This is a genomic window from Reichenbachiella sp. MALMAid0571 (genome assembly GCF_040151475.1).
Taxonomy (GTDB): Bacteria; Bacteroidota; Bacteroidia; order Cytophagales; family Cyclobacteriaceae; genus CAXBNB01.
Genome location: NZ_JBDKWG010000122.1, coordinates 46,365 through 66,455 on the forward strand (window position 1 = coordinate 46,365; position 20,091 = coordinate 66,455).

Consider the following 20,091-nt stretch of genomic DNA (forward strand, 5'->3'; position numbering starts at 1 on the left):
GGGTTTCTACGACAGTGAATTTCTGTTTAATGTTGTACCAATCAATCTGAAATAAACTTTCTGATAATGAAAAAAGATTCACTTTTAATACTACTCTTAATCGCCACCCTGATCGGTGCATGTCAAAACAATACAAAGCCGCTTATTTTCTCTGCTATCGGAGATGTGCCGTATTCAAAGGAAGTAGAGATGGAACTGGAGGAAAATATCAAAATTCACAATGCAAAGTTCCAATCGTCTTTTCTCATTCATCTGGGCGATATCAAACCCGGTAAATTGCCATGCGAAGAGGAAATATATGCCAATGTATCCAGTCTTTTGAAAAGATTTGAAACTCCTGTTTACATTATTCCCGGAGATAATGAATTCAACGACTGTGACAATACCAGCGAAGCTTTTTCTCTCTGGGAAAAGTACTTTATGCATTTTCATGAAAACTGGCAAGTGCCATGGAAAACAGAATACCAGCCAGAAAGGAAAGAGAATTTTACCTGGGTAGAGCAAGACGTGCTCTTTGTAGGATTAAACCTGGTAGGTGGATCGGTGCATGACTCCACAGAGTGGGACAGCAGGTTGAAAGCCAATGCAGATTGGATAGAAAGTCTGATTCAAAAAAACAACAAGGTACTCAATGCTTTGGTGGCGTTTGGACATGCCAATATGGACAAGACAGAAAAGTTTAAGGTGTTTGTGGAAAAATTCAGGTCTATTGCCGCATCTTTTCAAAAACCCATACTCTACCTTCAGGGTGATGGTCATGTGTGGATTCACGACCAGCCATGGAAAGAGCAGAACATACAAAGGGTACAAGTCGATGCAGGAGCCAGAATACTACAAGTAGAAATAGACACCAAACAGGAGAATCCTTTTATTTTTACTAAATGGAGTAATTAAGTGACTTATAGAACCGCTCCAAACCTAAGTAATCAGGATGTTTCCGTTTTCCTTATATATCCCTTTAAATCCTAGTTTTCAGCAGGTACTTCATCCTCTATCAATATAGCTTCCGTATCAGCACTTGGGAATGGTATATCCAGCAAAGTAAGTAATTCCACTGTTTGGTTAAATGACTTATCAGCTTGCTTGTTGGAATATTCGGTAATGAATTGAATCGCCTGCTCCGGACTAATTTTATATTTTTCCAACGCCTCTTTTTCAAATTTCTTTTGCGCTTTTATTAGAGACGTTTCTGTTTTCATTTTCTTTTTATAAGCCACCGGATATTTTTCTACAAAGTCCATGTTAATATTTGCAGAGAGTACTTCAAAGTTCCAATATGCCAGATTCTTGTCCATTTGATGAATATCAGAAGGGGGAGTGTAATGATCCTGAATAGAATTGAAATAGCCTTCTTTTGCATAATTATCCGGCACTTCGGTCACTCCGCAGTACCAGGGTATAAATGGCTGAACATCGCATCTTCTTGGAGCCAACCACATTACTGTTCCTATTTCTACTGGCATCCACGGACGTGACTCTACCACAAAGCTATAAATAGTACCACCATTACAAATCATCCCCTCATTGAGTTCGTATGGATTTCCAATGGTACAACTTTTCGTTTTATCCATTCCCTGCATACCCTGGCTATGCCCTGCCAAAAGTTCCATAAGTTTTTCTTTACTTACTTTATTTTTGGGCTTAAAAGTAAAGGGAAAGTTATCATTTCGATTGTAATCTTCTTCTAATGAGCTGTATGCTGACCATGCTCTTCCGGTGTTGCCTTTGTTGCTAAGCGCACCTTTGGACGCATAAGCTTTACGAAAATTGAACGTACCATCTTTATCGGCATCATACCATCCTCTCTTCTGAGCATACGAGATCAGGTCTGGTGAGCCAAGATAGTTATTGGAGTCATTCAGATCCATTTCCGCAATTGGATAATAGTTGGGAAGGATCATCACTTCGTCATCCGGCACACGGGCAGCAGCCCATCTTCTGCCTCTCACAGCAGAAAACACCCATGCCTCTTCTCTGTCAGATATGCAATAGGATCTTCCCGATCCTCTGTAGCCAAACTGCTCAATAAGGCTACCCGCTATTTCGATAGCTTCCCTTGCTGTTTTGGCCCGCTGTGCCATAATAAGACGCAAATCGTAGAGGATACCTCCCTGAACTGTATCCGATTCAGTTTCTTTCGAACCACAAAAATTAGAGCCTATGATTACCCCATATTCATTCATAAAACCGTCCGACACTTCCATACCCGGCACTTCCATCCAAAGGAATTTATTTGTAGTTGCCACTTGAGGAATCTTGCCTCCGTATTGAAGCGTTTGCTCCGCTCCTTTTGGATAATTTTTTCTTGGTACCACATAATAGTTTACCAGTTGAAACCCATCGTCATCATTGTGTCCGTAAAGAAGTGCACCATCTACAGAGGCATCTTTTCCTACAAGCACTGAAAAACAGTTGTATTCTGAGGGTAGAATTTCCTGACCGAAACATGGTAAAAAGAATGCTAATAAAAGTAATGTATAGATAGTTTTCCTTAGGCTATTTTTCATATTGGTAATATTATTTGCTATTTGATTTCGAGTCGAAAATACATCTCAAAAATTTAGCCAAAGATAGTTTGGCCACCAACATGAACTATTTAATTTTCAACTTTTTACTAACTACTTAAGAAAATCATTCCCCAAACAACATCCTAAAACACACAGCGTCATCCACCTTGCTTTTGTCCAAAGGAGCATAAAAGCCATCCAGAAATGAAGAGACAGAACTCCATGAAGTATGCACCATGCCTTTGATATGTTGAGCCGTTTCTTCCTTTGCATTTTTTCTAATATTTTCAAGAAAAGTCAATTGTTCTTGAGCAACTGCTCCTTTGCGCCAAGATGAAGTAGCTACATCAAACCCTTTTAAAGCAAAATAAGCTGCAGTTGGCTCAACCCTTTCATAATGCCAGTCGCAAATCATGATGTCTTTGGGGATCATATCTATAGCCCTGTGAGTATTGTTCATACTCGCTTCCCACATACCCAGTCCGGTGGTTTTTCCGTCTAACAGGCGATCACCCCAAATCCACAACTTCTTACCTGATTGCGCCAAATGATTCCTGATTTTTGTGAGTTCACCTGCGAAAAGTTCGGCTTTATCTCTTCCGTTGCATCGGGGGCATTCTTCTTGTCCGATGTAAAAAACCTCATCCATGCCGGCATGGAAAGCATTTGCCTGAAAAGCGGCAACAATTTCATCCACCAGTTCAAAAACCACTTTGTGCACATCCGGATGTAAAGGACAATAGCTTTTACAATAAAGACCGTCTTCATTTGGCCACTCATATTTCTCAGGAAGTGTCACACCGGGGGTCTCGTCAAATTCGGGATATACTTTCAATAGCATTCCTAAGTTGGAAGCCCAGGACTGATGCCCCAGTAAGTTAATTTGTGGCACAATCTCAATACCATGTTTTTGGCAGACAGTCACTATCTTATTAACATCATCTTGAGAGAGTCCATTTTCTTGTGCCAGTTCAGGATAAGATTTGTATTGAAAATTATAATCTACCCTCAACACCAGAGTATTAATCTTTCTGGGGGGCAATTCTTCATTGATGAATTTAACAAACCTGCCCACAGTTGCCTTATCCGGAACAGCAATGGCTAAACCTCTTATGGGCAGTTCATCTTGTGCATTTACCAAAAAACTCAGGCAAAGAGCTGTGATGATTAAAAGTATTCTTTTCATTTTAAAATAGTTTAAAAATTTAAGACGAATATTTAGCTAGTAAAACTACTGTTTTACAAACACCATGCAATGCTGCCAGGGAAGGTTGCCAATGTTGCGTTCCAGTTTCATGCCTGCCACTCGCATTTCTTTCACAGCCTGCTGTTCTGTCATCTTATGTACCTTCTTGATGGGCACTTTATCATCTTCCCCCCGATATTCAATCAAATATATTTTACCATCTGTCCGCAGTGCCTTTTTGATAGAAGCTATCATTTCTATAGGATAATTAAACTCATGGTACACATCCACCATCAATACCTTGTCCACTGAGTTTTCAGGCAGGTTCACACTTTTCTCACTTCCTTTGATAACCGTTACATTTTTATGCGAACCCTCTTCTTTGTTTTTACTCAACTCAGCAAGCATTTCATCCTGAATATCAACGGCGTAAACAAGTCCTTCCTCGGCCATTGTTGCCATCCTAAACACATGATAACCTGATCCGGCACCAATGTCGGCTATCACATCACCAACACGAATATTCATATTTCGCAATAGTATAGAAGTGTTTTCTTCTGCTTCACGCTCAGGTCTGTCGAGCCACTCCATTCCCTGAAACCCCATGACATGAGCAATTTCCCGCCCCATATACCATTTCCCTATTCCATTCGGGTCGCCTGTCTTAAAAGTGTATTGTCTAGCTGGGTTTTGTGCCATACATCCACACAAAGGCATCAAAATAACAAGCAGGAATAATAAGTGAATATTTTTTTTCATTTTATTCAATAAAAAAACCGGAACAAACATAAACCAAATCTGGAGGTGATTTTTATAGTTGAAACTTATCAACTCAATTTAACTAGGCCTCTCCTTAAAAATACCGAGTGTTAGGTATAATTGATTTATCATTTTCCAATAGAAAGTTGTTTTCCGGGATTTATTGTTTTTTCACGGATACCATTATCGTCGGATAATCCAAATTCGTTTATTTTCATGGTCTAGATTTGTCGTTTTTGGTGTATGTACACAGGTATTCTGCAAAACTCGTTGGGTTCTGTTAACGAAATACTTTGTCTAGCCATAGTAATTAAATTTGGTGAGATATACACCAAACATCGTAATTGATTACACAGATTAATGAGAATTGCGCATAATTATTTCATGCTGACAATTTGCATTTTATGACTGGAAATATTCATGATCGTCAACGTCTTTCTAAAAAACTTAGGGAGTAAATAGCACCTTGTTTTCCTTATGTTCAATGTTTAAAGCATGAAATTCACACCTTTTCTCTTTTGAAAACAACCAAAAACTTGCTCGTCCTCGCCCAGGAAATCCAGGTACCTCCATTCACAGGTTCCATCTTCACTAAATCCCATCCTTCCTCTCCCCATCGTTGAAAATTTTCTTCTAATTCAGCTTGAAATGCTCTCTTTCCTAAATGAAATGCACTTATGGTCAATAATTTGTATTCGTATTTTTTCATTTTCTTTTACTTACGTTCTGTTGTTATTGTTCTTAATGTTGGTGTATTCCTTAGTGGCTCCAATCACACTTAAAGTTTGGAACAAATAGAGTAGCGAATGAAGTTCAACGGTTTAGCTATGAGCAGTAGTGTCCCGCAGAGTACTTTGCTTATAGGTTTTGTTGGGTACCGTATTTGTTACTATTTTTTTATAATATTCCAGCATTTCGTTCGGCATCATTTGATCAAATTTTGAAATTGCCATATTCTCCAAAAGATCTTTATTAATCACTTTAATTTTTAAGACTGTATTTGAAATATACCTAACTAAATGGTAGTGAAAATCGTTGAGTAAATGGCCGTAGCAATGTTGTTGGCTATTTATTTTTTTGGTTTTACCAAAACTCTGGATTTGTTTTCTTTTTAAACCATTTTCTGATAACAAATTTTCCAAAAATTCAGGTTTTATCTTAGGCATTGAGTTATTTGAACATTCTACGCATTTGAGATGTCCTTTTCTTGGCAGGAATGATTTGTTTGAACCAAACAAAATTGCATCTGCATACACACCTTCTATTATTTCTGAATGAAATTGTTGTATGCAATCGTTTATAGTATTTTTATCTATTTCCTCACCCGACAAATCCTCAAGAATTGAAACGGTAATGTCTGCATTCCAGACATCATTTTCCCAACTATACCCCCTAGTATAAAGCACATTAGAACTATTAACTTTTCGATTGTATAATTCATCAAATTCCGAATCCATAGCCGCAATGACCGTGGAAATATTATTACTTTCAATTTCGAGGGCGATTGCGTTTACTGTTGCTTTTGAACCAACGGCTTTAAATTTTAAATTGAGATGGTCGGTAAACCTGTTGAATAATTTACGCCAAAAAATAATGTCAATTGCTTTTTCATTGTATTCGTCTGAATAGATATCTTCAATTGACCAGCTAATATTTCCGCCCTCAGTAAAAACTACTGCGTCAACATTATAGAACAAGCATTGATTGGCTAAACCGTTTGATGTCCTTGTAAAGCTCATGTTGTGATGTGGTTTTCAATTTTAATTACAGAATTTGAATAACTACTTACAATATCTGGTGAGTGTGTAGCAAAGACTATTTGAGAATTGGGGTTTATTGCTTTTAAGCTACTAACTAGTTTTTCTTGCCAAGCAACATGTAATGAAAGTTCGGGTTCATCAGCTATGTATACATGAGGAGTTGATTGTTGAAGTAGACTCTCACCCAAGATGATAATTAGTTGTTTTTCACCTGATGATAAGTGCTGAAGTGGAAATTTTTTGCCGCTTTCAGTTTCAATGAGTAGTTCATTTCTTTCTGAAAATATTAGCTTTTTCCTTTGTAATAAACCGTTTACTACATCTAAAAAGGTGTCACGATATTTGAAAATATCCTTTTGTTTGGAAACAAGTTCACTCCATTTTTGAACTACTCCATGTATACGTCTAGTTCCAATTAAAAATGATAAATCATTAATGTTTAAACTTTCATTTGAGGTAATTTTCTTGATAGAATTGTCGTACGACTCAAAGTGCTTTTCAAGTTTTTTGGCATATGACCTTTCCGGTAACTTAAATTCTGAAAAAATGTCTTTTAAATAACGTTGTTCATCAGTTGATTTTATTGTGTTGAGAACCTTAAATAGCTCTTCCTGTGATTCATCAGCCAACAGTGACAAGAAAATAAATCTTTGGAAAGATTCAGTCTCAGAAGCCGCTTGTCTTTGTAACACAGAAAAGTATCTGAGAAAAGAATTATTAAGTTCTTTAATTTTCTGATCTACGGATGACTCATTATTTTCTTCTCTTGGATTTCTGCTACTTACTCTATGAATTGAGAGCCAATTAATATTAATCAAGGATTTGATTTGTTCATATATGTCTTCGTCATATTCCCTTCTTCGTCTACCTAGGAGTCTTTGATGAGCGAATTCCGATCGATATCTGAAAAGGTTTTCTTCTTCGATTTCATTTAAAGGATATTCCTTCAATTTTTCTTTCGAAGAAGTTTTTATTCTGAATACAATTTGTGGATAAGGAGTTAGGTCAGATTTCTTTTTCTCTATTTCAATGAATGGTTTGAATTTTTTGCTATCAAAACTTCTAAGTCGGACATGAACTTTGTCGTATTGTATTCTGTCAAGAACAGGAAAATCTAGCATCAAGGTTGCTACAACTAGGTTTATAAAGGTTGTCTTCCCTGAACCATTAACACCTATAATAAAGTTTATATCCTTATCAAAGTCGATTTCAACCGTTTTGTCTCCCCAAAACCCGTCAATTTTTACGTAATCTATATAGTTCATTTTACTTTTTTTATATGATGCTCAACAATTCAGTATACGCCATTAGTGGCACATACTTGACCTATGTCAATATCAAATCTAATCAATAAATAATGTTACTTATGTTTTTATTGCCAAGTAAATAACATCTACCAAGAGGAGTTTGAACAAGCTAGTGTTGGTTTTTACTTTTGCTTGTAGCTATATGAAGCTGAGCCAGTGGCGATAGTTTTGTCGGCTTCTCCTTCGTGGTAGGCTTTCATTTCGGTGAAGATTACTCGTACACCATTTTTGATGCTCCGGCCTTCTATGATGAGGTTTTTTTGAAAGGCTGGCCGGAGGTAGTTTACGGTGATGTTGATGGTGGACAGGTGGTCTTCAAAGCTTTTGAAATTGAGCATAGCAACGGCTCCTCCCACAGCATCCATGGCTGCTGAGATGATCCCGCCATGAATCCGTCTGTTCAGGATGTCACCGATTAATTTTTCGTTGAATGGTATTTTGAAAGAAACAAAATCAGCTTCTATATGTACCAGTTCAATGCCAATGAGGTTGTGCATGGGAATCATGCCTTCCGAAATACGCCTGAGCAGCAATTCGGCATTAAACTCATTTTGCTCCGGTTTTAGCATAATAGAAAATTACGAATCAGTGATGAAAGTTTCACTATTGGAAGGGCAAACGCATTTAAAAATTTATTACCCTCAGGCTCCTGCCTCGCCAGCAGGCGGGTGTTCTGGGGTCTGCTAGAATAGACTGTACCTCTAACAGATACCGCAACTAGTGCGGTAAGGAGGTTTTTGTTTTTAAATGTGTTTGCTCTGTCACCACTGGTTCGTATTTGTTTTTACTTTAAAATTACAAATTTGGCTGAGGTGTCATCCTCAAATATGGCTTCACCTCTTTGTGTCCTTTTGGAAACAACTCGGGTATTTGCTCATTCGTGACGGCTGGTACAATTACGCAATCATCTCCATTCTTCCAGTTTGCAGGCGTTGCTACCTTGTGGTAAGCAGTGAGTTGCAGAGAATCAATCACCCTAAGCAATTCGTCAAAATTTCTTCCTGTAGAAGCAGGGTAAGTAATCGTCAACTTCACTTTTTTGTCCGGCCCTATAATAAACACTGACCTTACCGTCATTTTATCATCAGCATTGGGGTGAATCATGTCATAAAGTGAAGAAACCTTTCGATCCTCATCTGCTATGATCGGAAAGTTTACGGTTGTGTCCTGAGTTTCGTTGATGTCTTTGATCCATCCTTTATGCGATACCAATCCATCTACGCTCAAAGCCATCACTTTCACATTTCTGGCGTTGAATTCATCTGTATATTTCGCTACCGTTCCCAATTCTGTAGTACACACTGGTGTATAGTCCGCAGGATGAGAAAACAATACGCCCCAACTGTCTCCCAACCATTCGTGAAAATTAATTTCTCCTTCTGAGGTTTGTGCTGTGAAATTCGGAGCAATATCTCCTAATCTTATTGTTGGCATTTTGTAAATAGTTTTTAAATGAAAAAAAATATTAAACTTGATATTACTATACGCTAAAATTCCTCTCAGGTCGAGGCTTTTATATGAAAATAATTTTCCTGAATCAATTATAGTATATAGTGACTTAAATCCTTGTTTTGGATTAAACCGGAAAGCTTTTCTTGCACCTGATCTTTGGTGATTACAATCTTGGCATTTGGTCCGATGATGTCCGGTATATCAAATAGAATGTCGTTGAGCAGTTTGCTCATCACTGTATGCAACCTTCTTGCGCCAATGTTTTCCACATCAGCATTGATATTAAAAGCCATTTCGGCAATCTCTTCCAATGCATCCTCCTGAAAAGTGATTTCGACATCTTCAGCTCCGACAAGTGCCTGATATTGTTTGGTCAATGCATTTTTTGGCTCCTTTAGAATCCGCAGAAAATCATCTTTGGTAAGGTCGTCCAGCTCTACTCTGATCGGAAACCTTCCCTGCAACTCCGGAATAAGATCTGACGGTTTCGCAAAATGAAATGCTCCGGCAGCAATAAACAATATGTGATCGGTATTGACTACTCCATATTTGGTATTGACGGCACTGCCTTCCACGATTGGCAGCAAATCCCTCTGTACTCCTTCTCTGCTCACGTCCGGACCACCTTTCTTGGAAGCCCCTACAGCAATTTTATCTATCTCATCTATGAATACTATTCCGGTATTCTGAGCCTTTTCAATCGCCTCTTCTTTCACCTCATCCATATCGATCAATTTCGCAGATTCTTCTTCCAGCAAAATTTTTCGGGCATCAGCAATAGATACTTTTCTCTTTTTTACTTTTTTCGGCATCATATTGCCAATCATGTCCTGCAAGTTCATCATCGACACCTCATCCATTGCTCCCCCGCCAATCATACCTATGCCATTGCCTCCCGGCTGCTTCACGCTGATGTCTATCTTCCTGTCATCCAATTCTCCATTTCGGATTTTTTCTCTGAAGCGTTCTCTTGTTTTTTCGTTGAGTTCTGCATCATTTTCCGGCATTATATCTTCAGAATCAGAAGTAACAACTACAGCTTTTGCAGGAGACTTCACTGGAGGAATAAGAGCATCCAATATTATTTCTTCGACTATAGCTTCCGCTTTGGCCTTTACCACTTCCTTTTTATTGGCTTTAATCAAACTTACAGACTGCTCCACCAAGTCTCTGATCATACTTTCCACATCTCTTCCTACATAGCCCACCTCGGTAAATTTGGAAGCCTCCACTTTTACAAATGGTGCGTCAGCTAATTTGGCCAGTCTCCTTGCTATTTCGGTCTTTCCTACTCCGGTAGCACCTATCATCAGAATATTGTTGGGAATAATTTCTCCCTGAATCTCTGATTTTACATTCATCCTTCTCCATCGGTTTCGAAGGGCTATCGCTACATTTCGCTTGGCATCTTTCTGTCCGATGATGTATTTGTCCAACTCGATGACTATCTCCCTCGGCGTAAGGTATTTATCTTGTTCCAACATTATTCTATTGTTTTCTTCTTTAAAACTCTATTTAAATTTGACGTAATAGTCAAAAAACTTCTTCCCCCACTGGCATGGTAAGTGGCATTGGTATAAGCCAATTCAAAAGCTTTGATTCTTACCATAAATCCGAAATTAAATCCGGCACCACCAGAGGTATTTGTCAATCTCAACTCTTTTCTTAACAGATGGTTGTATCCCAATCGGATATTAAAATTCTTGCCTAAAATAAGTTCCGTTCCAATATTGATGTGTCTGAATATTTTATCTACTTGCCCGGGTTTGTCATCTTCGTTGCTCAGGTTTTCATCAAAGTAGGCAACATTGTCTCTATTGAGATTGTAAGCTGTAAATGTAAAACGGAATGGCATGTGTTCCGGTTTAAAAGTGATACCAGCTTGTACATCAAAAGGCAAAGTTCCATTGCTTGAATCGGTATAGTCTGATAGCAAAACGCCAAGACTTTTCATATTCAGTCCTATTGTTAATTCCTTTTCAGGATGTCTATACAGCCCTCCCAAATCCAAAAAAAGACCAGAAGCAGAATAAGTATAAATTGATGATTGCACAAACTTCAGGTTTACTCCCATGGAAAATGGTCCAACTTTGTGGCTGTTTGATACAGTTACTGCCGTTTCCCCTGCATCAAACTTTCCAACCGAATTGCCAGAAGCATCATAACTTTCAAACTCACCATAGGACATACGCTGTACTCCAAAACCCATAATCCCAAATTTTGTAAATTTTCGAGTGTAAGTAAAAGAACTATACTGGATGTCGGCGTAAAATCCCAGATAGCTTACAGACAAATAATTATGGTTTTCACTATCAAGCAATGCCGGATTTGACAAAAACATCGTCGCATCATTTTCAGTAGCCGAAACTACAACACCTCCCAAAGCTGCCGTTCTGGCGTTGACTGGCATATTCAAAAACTCAAAAACTCTTTTACCTCCAATCTGGGCATATAAAAAACCTGTGTTTATCAATAGAAATATAATAAATACAGACTTCTTCATTTTCAATATTTTCAAGGAAGATGATCAGAAGTTACGACAGCACTTCTTTTTCTTCAGGAATATCTAATTTCATCGGGTTGTCCACCTTAGAAGGCAACAATGCCACATCCAACACTTCCTCAACGGTTTCAACAAAATGAAACTTCATATTGGTAATGTATTTAGGATTGATTTCATCTATGTCCTTTTTGTTCTTTTGACACAATATAATTTCTTTGATCCCTGCACGTCTAGCCGCTAATATCTTCTCTTTGATGCCTCCAACAGGCAAAACTTTTCCCCGAAGGGTTATTTCTCCGGTCATTGCCAGTTTGTCTTTCACTTTTCTCTGTGTAAAAATAGAAGCAAGAGAAGTAAGCATAGTGATACCTGCCGATGGACCATCTTTGGGTACGGCACCCGCCGGTACATGCACATGCAAATCATAGTTTTCAAAAACTTTGTAGTGAATGTCCAACTTCTCTGCATTGGATTTGAGATAGGAAAGAGCAGTCATTGCAGATTCTTTCATCACATCTCCCAACTGCCCTGACAGTGTCAATTTTCCCTTACCTCTACTCAGGCTTGATTCGATAAACAAAATCTCCCCCCCTACCTGCGTCCAGGCCAACCCTGTCACAACGCCAGGGAATTTATTATTTTGATAGAGTTCCTTATCAAACACCTCTGCACCCAATACTTCCTGCACGTCCTTTGGAGTCACTTTTTTACTATATTCCTCTTCCATTGCAATGGACTTAGCAGCATTTCTTACAATTGAACCTACTTTTCGTTCCAAATTTCTAACTCCTGATTCTCTGGTGTATCCGTCTATTATCTTTGTTATGGCTTTTTGATCAAAAGTCAGATCTTCTTTCTTCAAACCATGCTCCAGCTTTTGTTTTGGAATCAAATGTTTTTTGGCAATTAGCGTCTTTTCTTCCAAGGTATAGCCATTTATTTCAATGATTTCCATTCTGTCTCTGAGTGCAGGCTGAATGGTATCCAATGAATTGGCTGTAGCTATAAACAACACTTTCGAAAGGTCGTAATCAACCTCAAGGTAGTTGTCTTTAAATGTAGAATTTTGTTCAGGGTCCAGTACTTCAAGCAAAGCCGAAGATGGATCTCCTCTAAAATCTGATGCCACTTTGTCTATTTCATCCAATACAAATACCGGGTTGGATGTTTTAGCCTTCTTGATGTTTTGGATCACCTTGCCCGGCATGGCACCTATATAGGTTTTTCTGTGCCCTCTTATTTCCGCTTCATCGTGCACTCCTCCGAGCGACATCCTTACGTATTTTCTATTCAACGCTTTAGCTATAGATTTTCCCAGAGAAGTTTTACCCACTCCTGGAGGGCCATAAAGGCATAATATTGGTCCTTTCAGATCATTTTTCAATTTCCTGACTGCCAAATACTCAATAATCCTGTCTTTGACTTTTTCAAGGCCAAAGTGATCTTTATCCAATATCTTCTTTGCCCTTTTCAGGTCAAAATTATCGGTGGTCAGGTCGTTCCAGGGCAAGTCAAGCAACAACTCTGCATAATTTACTGCTACCGGATATTCGGCTGCCATGGGGTTCATTCGTAGGATTTTATCAATCTCCTTGCTGAAATGTTCACTGACTTCCTTAGGCCAGTTTTTGTCCATCCCACGGTTTCTCAACTCATCGATCTCCTGCTCCGGGCTACCCTGTCCCAACTCATCCTGTAGCACTTTTATCTGCTGTCGCAAATAATAATCCCTTTGCTGTTGATCTATATCGGTATTGACTTTGTTCTGGATTTCATTTTTGAGTTCGAGCATCTGAATATCCTTCAGCATGTACTGAAGTAATTGCTCGGCTCTTATTTTTCCATCGTTCAGCTCAAGCAACTTTTGTTTTTCCTTTACATCGGCATTCACATTTGAGGAAAGGAAGTGAGTCAAAAAGCCAAAACTCTCTATGTTCTCAAGTGCTATCTGTGCTTCCTTAGGAATTTCCGGGTTGAGCTTCAATATTTTCTTTGCCGAATCCTTCAGAGACTGCACTATAGCAACGGTTTCCTTTTTAGTTTCATCGGGATATTGCTCTTCCAGTATTTTAACTTTTGCAGTCATGTATGGATTTTCCCTTATTACTTTTTGAAGTTCGAACCTGCTCTTTCCCTGAATAATAATAGTCGTATTACCATCGGGCAACACTATCATTTTTATGATTTTGGCAAGTGTCCCCACTCTGTAAATATCATTTTCACCCGGATCTTCTGCTTGCAGGTTCTTTTGTGCTGCCACTCCTATCAACCTATCACCCCTGTATGCCTTTTTTACCAGGCGGATAGATTTTTGCCTGCTCACTGTAATGGGTATCACTACTCCTGAAAACAGTACCGCATTTTTTAACGGCAAAATAGGAATGAATTCGGGTAAATTTTCCTGAGACAGCTCCTCTGTATCTTCTGAATGAATTAACGGAATAAGTTCCTCTGTATCTTCTTCTATCAAATCCGATAACATCATTGAATTATATAAATTGTTATGCTCCATAAATGCTTTTCAACCTTCACTGTCAAAATGACATAATTTCTTTCTACGTAGTTATATTATTTAACCAACGCAGCAAGTTGCAATAGATATGCCAAAGAATTTGTAATTAAAACAGGCACAAGTTTAAAATCAATTAATACTGTATTAATTTTGATTATCTTGTTTGGAATATGATTTTTCAAAAAATCATCGTTAAACAGGTGAAAGAATAAACAGAAGACAAAAGAGTGAGCCACACCCCTTATAATATTAGAAGCATGTCTTCCAAGCCTGTTCTACTGGCAATCTTGCTAATGCTTTCATTTCAGTATTGTAAAGGTCAATTCAATGGTAAAAGAAATAAAAAAGAGTTAATTCTTGAAGTTGACACCATCGCAATCAATACTGAATTCAATATTTATGATTTCAAAAACATCAATCGTATTAGAGAGTACTTCAACAAATCAAAACTGGAACATATCTTAAAGCTGGAAAAAGAAAAAGACTGGCCTAAGCTTTATTATGCGCTCAAAGACTACATTAAGAATTTCGCCATTAGAAATTTTTATGTCGATACTTATTGGATTTGGAGGCTTGCCAAATTGACCGAATTGTATGGAACAGAAGAAGAAGCCCGGTCTCTTTATAAATTGGTACTCAGACACCACCATCAGGGAATAGACATCCACGAAATAGAGATTTATTACGATTCGTTAAATACTCAAATGACAGATCAGTTTGTGCCACTGGATTATTATTATAAATTGGTGGAACACCGTAAAGCGATAGACACACTTCGTCCTCCTCCGGGAGTATTGCTGAACATGGGTAGAAGGATCAATTCAAGAAAAGCAGATTATGGTCCCACTCTGGCACTCAATGATGATGTACTCATTTTCACATCTCAAAGAAACGAATCTGAAAAGGGGTTGGATTTCACAGAAAATGAAGACTTGTTTTTCAGCACAAGAAAAAATGGTTTCTGGGATCTCAGTCAGGAACTCAAAGCTATTAACACTCAATACAATGAAGGATCGGCATGCCTGAGTCGTGATAAGAAAACACTTTATTTTTCCAGATGTGAATCTCCACTCTCAATGGGCAATTGTGACATCTTTATGGCCACCATGCAGGAAGACAGTACTTGGGGAGGAATCAAAAATTTAGGATTTAATGTAAACAGCATCAGTTGGGACTCACATCCATCATTATCACATACCGAAGATACATTGTACTTTGCATCGGACAGAATTGGTGGATTTGGATTGTCAGATATTTACTTTACATATAAAGATGGAAATGGTGGGTGGGCAAGAGCCCAAAATCTAGGGCCTGTAATCAACACAAGGAAGAATGATGTAAGTCCATTTTACCATCCAAAACATCATGTGTTGTACTTTAGTTCTAACGGGCAACTGTACTCCTTCGGTGAGTTTGATATATACAAAGCTTACAAAAAAGACAATAGGTGGAGTGAACCAGTGAATATTGGCCCATTGGTAAACGGTCCGGGAAATGAATTTTACTTTACCATTGACTCTGAATCCAGAGACCTTTACTACTCCCGATCTGCCAATCGTGATCTTACCAAGCAGGATTTGTACTCTTTCCCACTTCCTATGGGTGCCAACCCAAATGCATTAACCAGAGTAACAGGTTCATTAACAGATTCCCTGACCGGAAAACCATTTACAGGGATAGTATCCATTATTGACATGGATGAAAAGGTAGAGGTGGCTCCCAAATACCTGAAAGCTGATGGAAGTTTTGAGTTTGACCTGGTAAACAACCGCAACTATTTGCTGGTGATTCAAGGAGATGAGTTTTTCAGAATTGAGGAAATGTTTTATCTGGACGGGCCCGCTGACTTCAGAAAAGTAACAGAACCAATTGCCAGCCGGGTGAAATTTGAATCCATAGAATTTGATATCGGACAGTCTAATCTAAAGACTGAAATGTACGGTGATCTAAACAAAATAGTAAATTTTATGTACGACAATCTGGACTTTTTTCTAAAGATATCAGGACATACAGATTCTTTTGGCTCAGCAGATGTCAACTTAAAATTATCCAAAGAAAGAGCCAAAACTATTCGTGATTATATCGTGATTTTTGGCGGAGTTGATCAGCACAGGGTAAGTCATGAAGGCTATGGAAGCACACAACCTATAGTTGACGAAATAACCGAAGAGGACAAAAAGCTTAACCGAAGGGTGGAATTTGAAATCTATCGGCCAGCGGTGGGAGTCGGGCAGGGGAAGTAATGGTTTTTTTCTTGAATTGGTAATATCGGATAATTGTTTTTGCTAAAAAAGTTACGTCCCTCTTTGTGCTTATATACTAAAGTAACATCTTAGCATCAAAGAGAACTATTGAAACAGAATGAAATACACGCAATTTACTCAAATACTACATCAACAACTTATTCAACAAAAATCAACTACCGCTTTCCAAATATATCTTGAAAAAGATTTAATTTTCTCATTTCTAAAAGAAACAAACACGCCAAAGTTTACGATTGTTCTTAACAAAAAAGGCTGGAATGCCTTAAAATCATTAAATGAGACCAAAATAGCTGAAGCATATATTGATTCTAATATTGAAATCACAGGAGACCTTTTGGAGGCATTCGAATTGCGCTCGTTACTCGGAAGAAAAAATTGGTTCTTTAACTTATGGAATGTTCATATTTCTCCGTTGATATTTGGACAAATCACTTCTGATAGAAAATGGATTGCTTCCCATTATGATCATGGGGATGAACTTTACCTCAATTTTTTAGACCAAACTCGGACTTACTCACAAGGAATTTTTGAAAACGAAAATGAAACACTTGAAACCGCAATGTTACGTAAACATCAATATGCATTTGATAAATGTAATTTAAAACCCGGACAAGAGGTTTTGGATATTGGTGGAGGCTGGGGTTCTTTTTTAGAATTTGCTGGAAAAAAGGGAGTTCGAATAACAAGCATTACTATTTCCAAAGACTCTCAAGCTTACTTGAATAGAATTGTGCAAGAATACAACCTACCATGTAAAGTTCAAAACTCTCATTTTCTAGAATTCAAAACAGAAAAGAAATTTGATGCCATCATAAATATGGGAGTTACAGAGCATTTACCCAATTACAGCAAAACACTTTCAAAATACACTGAATTACTCAAGCCTAACGGTAAAATTTATTTAGATGCCAGTGCTTCTGACAACAAGTTTGACTTTTCAACTTATATCAATAAATACATCTACCCTGGCAATCCTTCACCATTATGTTTAGCGGATTATTTGAAGCACCTAGCGAGTTATCCCTTAGAACTGGAAGAACTGATAAATGATGGTAATAACTATTACCTCACAGCCAAAAAATGGTGTCAAAACTTAGAGCATAATAAAGATACAATCGCTAATAAATACCCAAGTCTTTATAGAATATTTGAATTATATCTTTATGGTACGGCACATGCATTCAAAACTAAATCAATGACAGCTTACAGAATGATATTGAGTTTGCCATCCTAGCTAGGATAGGATTAGGAATTTGGCAATGAGGATACAGAAATATACACTACTTCTTTGAAATCTATTCAACCTATTAATATGAAGAGTTGAATACTTGTAAAGTGAAAGTCATCAGAATAATAACTGTGTAGCCATGGATAGTCTAACGACTAATCCCTTTTGCTAATTCTTTCTGTATATGAATTTGCTCTTCCTTGCACATTAACTATATATACACCTGAAGGAAGATTTTTAAGTTCTGACACTGTAATTGAATTAGGCCCCTTTAGCACGTTATACTCTCTTGAAAAGAGCACCTTTCCGTTTATGCTCATCAAGCGTATTTGTGCCGTGCCTGTTTGATCAGAAACGAATTTCAAATCGAATGAAGACTGATATGGATTTGGCAAAACCTGCAACTTATCCCTTTCAATTTCTATAGAAACTAATTTAGTCTTAGAATATTCAAAACCTCCATCAAAGTCGATTTGCTTCAGCCTATAAAAAAGTGAGTTGTTTAATGATGATGAAATATTCACATCCTCGAAAAAATAATCTATTCTCTGATTTGAATTCCCATTACCTTCAACTTCTCCAAGTTTAGAAAAATTAATACCATCTATTGATTTTTCAACTTCAAACTTCCAATTATCCTCTTCGGATGCAGTCGCCCACTCCAATTTTACAATATCTCCTTGCTTAGCAGCATCAAAGAAAAGAAATTCTACTGGTAATGGTTCATCATTACCAGACATAGTCCAAGGTGAAAAAGAACTAACCCCTGAAACAGTAACCCCCCCGCCACCTGAGCTCTGCCCATCTACTGGCTTTTCCCATGAAGTTCCATTCCATCTTTGTGCCTGTAATCCGGTTATTGAACCTACTTCCGAACCAGCAGCACGGAATGTTATGTCGGCAGTAATTGTAGCCGAGGAGTTAATCAACCAAAATCTATCTACAGTATTTTCGCTATTGTCCTCATCAACCACTGGTAACACCCCAGGAGCTGAAGTACGCTTATTCAAATTTCCAATGCCATACGGTAATGGATTTCCATCCGCAACTCCCGCCGTACTCAAACTAACCGTTCCTCCTGCGCTCAACGTTGTAATATCCAAATCAAAGAAAATAGGTGTTGAACCATCAATCGCAAATGGGTAAACGTAATTGCCAGTAGTCCCAACAGTCCAATTTATAGTGCTCGCTTCACTATAAATATATCCACTATTTCGGGAAATTGCATTGGTGCTGGTATTGGTAATACTCAAAGTGTTGTTGTTCATATCGAGCAGACCAGAAGAAAGGGTGAGTGTTCCACCTATAGTAGTATTATTATTGAATTCAATTCCACTTGAGTTGTTCACAATAACATCGTTAAAACTTAGCCCCGAACCAGAAATGGATTGTAGAGAACTTCCATTGAAAGTAATTGTTCCTCCTGTTACGTTCACAGTTCCAGAATTATTCCAATTACCAGAAATGTCCAAATCACCATCTGACATGGTAAAATCATTTGAGGTCAGATTGCCACCAATTGTAAAACTGCTGTTTGCCCCATTTTGGATTACATTAACGGTACCTGTAACATTCTGATTCACGTTTACCGCAGCATTGCCAGAGACTGTAATATTCATAGTTCCTACTCCTCCAGTAATATTACCTGTAATATCAACTGCTCCATTGTCAGAAGCAGTTATGTTCACAGTACCAGCACCTCCTGTCAAATTTCCGCTAATGTTCAGTTGACCATTTCCTACAACATTAATATCCACTGTGCCAGTACCACCCAAAAGATCCGTACCAATATCCATTCTACCATTACCGCTTATATCAATATCAATGGCATCCAAAACTCCACTTACATTGCCAGACACATTGAGGCGGCCATCGTCATTTGAGCCATCACTTCCTGAAATGGTTATGTCAATGGCATTGCCAGTACTTATTATGTTTCCAGTCGCGGTTATAATTCCACCTGTTACCACTAGCTGCGGATTTGTATCCCCTACCTCATCATCAAATTCAATATTATCACAATCAACTGCCCCCGAATTTATTGTGAATATTGGAGACCCATTTATACCGTCATCATTGCCCTCTGCTCCATTATCTGAAAATATTATATCCTCTGACATGTTTATATATCCTCCATTAACCGTCATCGTCGAGCCATCATCAATTACTGCGATATTATCTACATTCAATGTTAGAGAAGAACCAACAATAACATCAGCCCCTGACTGAATAGCCATATCATTGTTTATTGTAACCGTGCTATTTGACATTGTTAAGACAGCCTGCTTGAACAAATAGACATTATTAATGTTATAATCACTACCACCATATGTGAAGGTCGTACTTCCATCTATGACGGGATGGTTTCCGCCTGGCAAATAGTCATCTCCATTGATACCATAGTTATTGTTACTCGAAAGAGCACTTCCAGGGGGGTCACTCCAATTACTTGATGTCTCCCAATTGTCACTTGTTGATCCGTCCCACTCATAGTCATAAGATGCCCATGACTGCTGAGCCAAGAGCAAAACCAAACATATTAATAATAATCTCATCACTTAGCTTAAGGATAAATTTCTGCCAAAATAACAAAAAAACTTTACTTAAAACACT

15 protein-coding genes are annotated in these 20,091 nt (G+C 38.0%); 3 read left to right on the forward strand and 12 right to left on the reverse strand.

The features are described 5' to 3' along the window. Positions 1 to 66 precede the first annotated feature (66 nt). Positions 67 to 894, forward strand: a complete 828-nt coding sequence (locus tag AAOP42_RS09310) for a metallophosphoesterase family protein (protein WP_349528224.1) — start codon at positions 67 to 69, stop codon at positions 892 to 894. Between the two features lie 71 nt (positions 895 to 965). Here the strand turns inward: AAOP42_RS09310 and AAOP42_RS09315 are convergent, their stop codons facing one another. The 11 genes from AAOP42_RS09315 to lon form a co-directional block, all read right to left on the reverse strand. Then, the gene (locus AAOP42_RS09315) at positions 966 to 2,402 is read right to left on the reverse strand and encodes a dipeptidase (RefSeq protein WP_349528225.1); all 1,437 of its coding nucleotides are present in this window, start codon (positions 2,400 to 2,402) and stop codon (positions 966 to 968) included. A gap of 229 nt (positions 2,403 to 2,631) precedes the next feature. Next, complete coding sequence (locus tag AAOP42_RS09320; RefSeq protein WP_349528226.1) at positions 2,632 to 3,693, reverse strand: family 20 glycosylhydrolase; 1,062 nt, start codon at positions 3,691 to 3,693, stop codon at positions 2,632 to 2,634. A 45-nt stretch (positions 3,694 to 3,738) separates the two neighbouring features. Further along, positions 3,739 to 4,452 (reverse strand): class I SAM-dependent methyltransferase, encoded by a 714-nt coding sequence (locus tag AAOP42_RS09325; RefSeq protein WP_349528227.1) that lies wholly within the window; start codon positions 4,450 to 4,452, stop codon positions 3,739 to 3,741. A 502-nt stretch (positions 4,453 to 4,954) separates the two neighbouring features. Next, the gene (locus tag AAOP42_RS09330; RefSeq protein WP_349528228.1) at positions 4,955 to 5,161 is read right to left on the reverse strand and encodes a DUF4177 domain-containing protein; all 207 of its coding nucleotides are present in this window, start codon (positions 5,159 to 5,161) and stop codon (positions 4,955 to 4,957) included. Between the two features lie 112 nt (positions 5,162 to 5,273). Beyond that, complete coding sequence (locus AAOP42_RS09335; protein ID WP_349528229.1) at positions 5,274 to 6,191, reverse strand: DUF4435 domain-containing protein; 918 nt, start codon at positions 6,189 to 6,191, stop codon at positions 5,274 to 5,276. After that, on the reverse strand, positions 6,188 to 7,477 hold the full coding sequence (locus tag AAOP42_RS09340) for an AAA family ATPase (protein ID WP_349528230.1): 1,290 nt from the start codon (positions 7,475 to 7,477) through the stop codon (positions 6,188 to 6,190). Before AAOP42_RS09340 ends, AAOP42_RS09335 begins: the two co-directional genes overlap by 4 nt. 164 nt (positions 7,478 to 7,641) lie before the next feature. Then, positions 7,642 to 8,088, reverse strand: coding sequence for a hotdog fold thioesterase (locus AAOP42_RS09345; protein ID WP_349528231.1), 447 nt, complete (start codon positions 8,086 to 8,088; stop codon positions 7,642 to 7,644). A 226-nt stretch (positions 8,089 to 8,314) separates the two neighbouring features. After that, entirely contained in the window at positions 8,315 to 8,953 is a 639-nt protein-coding gene (locus AAOP42_RS09350) for a peroxiredoxin (protein WP_349528232.1), read from the reverse strand. A 107-nt stretch (positions 8,954 to 9,060) separates the two neighbouring features. Then, on the reverse strand, positions 9,061 to 10,455 hold the full coding sequence (gene hslU, locus AAOP42_RS09355; protein WP_349528233.1) for an ATP-dependent protease ATPase subunit HslU: 1,395 nt from the start codon (positions 10,453 to 10,455) through the stop codon (positions 9,061 to 9,063). Beyond that, complete coding sequence (gene porQ, locus AAOP42_RS09360) at positions 10,455 to 11,474, reverse strand: type IX secretion system protein PorQ (protein WP_349528234.1); 1,020 nt, start codon at positions 11,472 to 11,474, stop codon at positions 10,455 to 10,457. Before porQ ends, hslU begins: the two co-directional genes overlap by 1 nt. Positions 11,475 to 11,505: 31 nt before the next feature. Then, positions 11,506 to 13,986 carry an endopeptidase La gene (lon, locus tag AAOP42_RS09365; RefSeq protein ID WP_349528235.1) on the reverse strand — a complete coding sequence of 827 codons (2,481 nt, stop codon included), beginning with the start codon at positions 13,984 to 13,986 and terminating at the stop codon, positions 11,506 to 11,508. 257 nt (positions 13,987 to 14,243) lie between these two features. Here lon and AAOP42_RS09370 point away from each other — a divergent pair, with 257 nt between their 5' ends. Both AAOP42_RS09370 and AAOP42_RS09375 read left to right on the forward strand, forming a co-directional pair. Next, a complete protein-coding gene (locus AAOP42_RS09370; RefSeq protein ID WP_349528236.1) occupies positions 14,244 to 16,229 on the forward strand; it encodes an OmpA family protein in 1,986 nt (661 codons plus the stop codon). 118 nt (positions 16,230 to 16,347) lie between these two features. Next, positions 16,348 to 17,484 carry a class I SAM-dependent methyltransferase gene (locus tag AAOP42_RS09375; RefSeq protein ID WP_349528237.1) on the forward strand — a complete coding sequence of 379 codons (1,137 nt, stop codon included), beginning with the start codon at positions 16,348 to 16,350 and terminating at the stop codon, positions 17,482 to 17,484. 149 nt (positions 17,485 to 17,633) lie between these two features. On the opposite strand, the gene AAOP42_RS09380 is transcribed toward AAOP42_RS09375, so the two are convergent. Next, entirely contained in the window at positions 17,634 to 20,033 is a 2,400-nt protein-coding gene (locus AAOP42_RS09380) for a T9SS type A sorting domain-containing protein (RefSeq protein WP_349528238.1), read from the reverse strand. Between the last annotated feature and the right edge of the window lie 58 nt (positions 20,034 to 20,091).

Coding starts and splice junctions, on each gene's coding strand:
- AAOP42_RS09380 (WP_349528238.1), bottom strand. CDS start 20,033: ATGAGATTATTATTAATATGTTTGGTTTTGCTCTTGGCTCAGCAGTCA.
- lon (WP_349528235.1), bottom strand. CDS start 13,986: ATGGAGCATAACAATTTATATAATTCAATGATGTTATCGGATTTGATA.
- AAOP42_RS09335 (WP_349528229.1), bottom strand. CDS start 6,191: ATGAGCTTTACAAGGACATCAAACGGTTTAGCCAATCAATGCTTGTTC.
- AAOP42_RS09325 (WP_349528227.1), bottom strand. CDS start 4,452: ATGAAAAAAAATATTCACTTATTATTCCTGCTTGTTATTTTGATGCCT.
- AAOP42_RS09340 (WP_349528230.1), bottom strand. CDS start 7,477: ATGAACTATATAGATTACGTAAAAATTGACGGGTTTTGGGGAGACAAA.
- AAOP42_RS09310 (WP_349528224.1), top strand. CDS start 67: ATGAAAAAAGATTCACTTTTAATACTACTCTTAATCGCCACCCTGATC.
- AAOP42_RS09320 (WP_349528226.1), bottom strand. CDS start 3,693: ATGAAAAGAATACTTTTAATCATCACAGCTCTTTGCCTGAGTTTTTTG.
- hslU (WP_349528233.1), bottom strand. CDS start 10,455: ATGTTGGAACAAGATAAATACCTTACGCCGAGGGAGATAGTCATCGAG.
- AAOP42_RS09370 (WP_349528236.1), top strand. CDS start 14,244: ATGTCTTCCAAGCCTGTTCTACTGGCAATCTTGCTAATGCTTTCATTT.
- AAOP42_RS09345 (WP_349528231.1), bottom strand. CDS start 8,088: ATGCTAAAACCGGAGCAAAATGAGTTTAATGCCGAATTGCTGCTCAGG.
- AAOP42_RS09375 (WP_349528237.1), top strand. CDS start 16,348: ATGAAATACACGCAATTTACTCAAATACTACATCAACAACTTATTCAA.
- AAOP42_RS09330 (WP_349528228.1), bottom strand. CDS start 5,161: ATGAAAAAATACGAATACAAATTATTGACCATAAGTGCATTTCATTTA.
- porQ (WP_349528234.1), bottom strand. CDS start 11,474: ATGAAGAAGTCTGTATTTATTATATTTCTATTGATAAACACAGGTTTT.
- AAOP42_RS09350 (WP_349528232.1), bottom strand. CDS start 8,953: ATGCCAACAATAAGATTAGGAGATATTGCTCCGAATTTCACAGCACAA.